The sequence below is a fragment of the Kitasatospora sp. NPDC093558 genome, assembly GCF_040683475.1.
Lineage (GTDB): Bacteria > Actinomycetota > Actinomycetes > Streptomycetales > Streptomycetaceae > Kitasatospora.
Map to the genome: position 1 here is coordinate 1 of NZ_JBFBDY010000959.1, position 1,954 is coordinate 1,954.

General features: G+C 71.4%; 2 protein-coding genes and 1 pseudogene. 1 reads left to right on the top strand and 2 read right to left on the bottom strand.

Translation table 11 applies throughout. The features are described from left to right. Window positions 1–318: hypothetical protein (locus tag AB0O00_RS37385; RefSeq protein WP_363659148.1), on the top strand; the 318-nt coding region annotated here is incomplete at its 5' end. A gap of 217 nt (window positions 319–535) precedes the next feature. Here AB0O00_RS37385 and AB0O00_RS37390 read toward each other — a convergent pair. Both AB0O00_RS37390 and AB0O00_RS37395 read right to left on the bottom strand, forming a co-directional pair. Next, entirely contained in the window at window positions 536–1,417 is an 882-nt protein-coding gene (locus AB0O00_RS37390) for an SDR family NAD(P)-dependent oxidoreductase (protein ID WP_363659149.1), read from the bottom strand. Between the two features lie 184 nt (window positions 1,418–1,601). Next, a pseudogene (locus tag AB0O00_RS37395) lies at window positions 1,602–1,954 on the bottom strand (TetR/AcrR family transcriptional regulator); the annotation flags it as partial.

A 1,954-nucleotide genomic window follows, 5' to 3' on the forward strand; every position in this document is an offset into this window, starting at 1 on the left:
GAGTCCGACTGCAAGCGGCTTCCGCCGGCGGTGTTCCCCGACACGGCCGGCAGCCTTGACCAGAACAGCTCCGGCACGTACTGCCTGGAGGTGGGACAGCAACTCTCCATATCCCTTGCCCAGCCGACCCGGCAAGCCATGTGGAGCCCCATTCGTACCTCGGACCCCAAGGTCCTGACTCCCGTCAATACGGAGGACGTCAACCTTCACCTCGTGGGCAGGGGCACGTTCCACGGTTCGGCACGGGGGAGGGCCGAGCTCACCGCCAGCCAGGATTTCGTCCGAGGATTCTGGACGGTCACGGTGGTGGTGAAGTAGGGCGCGCATGGAGCCGTGTCGGGTCTTCGGCGCGGCCTCAAGCAGCCGCAGTCCTTCCCCGCTCTCGACCGGACGGCGGATCGCTCGGACGAGCCGAGAAGCCTGCGGCTGCAACGGAGTTACGTCACGAACGAGCGCACGAGCGAATGGGTCGCCGATCCCGGCCGCCCGGGAGTCCGGGAGTGCTCACGGCCGTGCGGACGGGCGGTGCACCCGGTCAGTCGGCGTCCGTGCGGGGCGCCAGCTGCCGGCTGAGCCTGAGCACGTCGGCGACGGTCCGGGGGTCGGTGCTCGCCCGGAAGGCGGGGACGGGGTGGGCCTTGGGGCCGATGACCAGGCCGGTCCGTCCTTCGAGGGCGGGGTCGGTGGCCGCGACGACGGACGGCCTCGCGGCCACGGACGCGGGGCCGGCGGTGGAGCGTTCGAAGGTGCGGCGGACCAGCGGCCACAGCAGTCGCAGTGGCGGGGAGACGATCGAGGGCGAGGTCATGGTGCCGTTGGTCATGGCGGTCGCGGCGCCTCCGGGATCTGCGGCGAAGACCGTGATGCCGCTGTCGCGCAGGCGTGCGGCGAGGTCCAGGGTGTAGGCGAGGTTGGCGAGTTTGGCCCGGCCGTACCAGTGGAAGCCGTAGTAACCGCCCGGCGGTTCGACGGTGTCGAAGGTGCGCTTGGCGAGCTTGACGGCACCGGAGGTGACGTTCACGATCCGGCTGGGGGCACCCGCCCGGAGCCGGTCGAGGAGCAGCTCGGTCAGCAGGTACGGCGAGAGGTGGTTGACCGCGAACGACGCCTCGATCCCGTCGACGGTCTGCTGCCGCTGCGCGAACATCGCGCCGACGTTGTTGACCAGGACCTTCAGCGGCCCCCCGGCTGCCAGCCGGGTGGCGAGCGCCCGGACGTCGCCCAGTGAGGCCAGGTTCGCCGCCACGAACCGCGGCTCGCCTCCGGCCGCGACCGCGGCGATCCGTTCGACCGCGCGGGCGCCCCGCTCGGCGTCGCGGCCGACCACGGTGACGGCGAACCCGCGCGCCGCGAGGCCCAACGCGGTCTCCAGGCCGATTCCTCCGGTCCCTCCGGTCACGATCGCCCGTTGTTCCATGCTGTCCGCCCTCCGCCACCCCGCAGCCATAAAACGGATAGGTATCCGTTTCGATGGGGGCACGCTAACACAATCGGATGGCTATCCGTTTCTGGGAAGGTGGGTGGGGTTCCGTGGTGGCGGGGTTGCCTGGCGGCGGGGTTGCCTGGCGCCGGGGTTGCCTGGTGCCGGGCCCGGGCAGCGGTCAGCTGCGGGGGCGCAGGCCCGCCAGAAGGACGTCGAGGTAGATGCCGGTGCGTACGGAATCGCTGCCGCCGGCCCGAACGGCGTGCTGGATGCCGCACAGCAGGCGGCGCACGTCGTCGGCGTCGACGTCGGATCGGATGGCGCCGGTCAGGCGGGCACGGTCCAGAAGACGGGCGACAGCCCGATCGAGTTCGGCTTTCAGCTCCGAAGTGTGGGCCTCGGCGTCGACGGCGGATTCGAGGACGGCGGCGAACCCACTGTCCTCCAGTGCGCGCGCGAGGGCGAAGCTCAGCAGGCAGTGCAGGCCTTCGAGGGCGTCCTCGGCATCCGCCGCGGCCCGGGCCTCGCCGA

Coding starts and splice junctions, on each gene's coding strand:
- AB0O00_RS37390 (WP_363659149.1), bottom strand. CDS start 1,417: ATGGAACAACGGGCGATCGTGACCGGAGGGACCGGAGGAATCGGCCTG.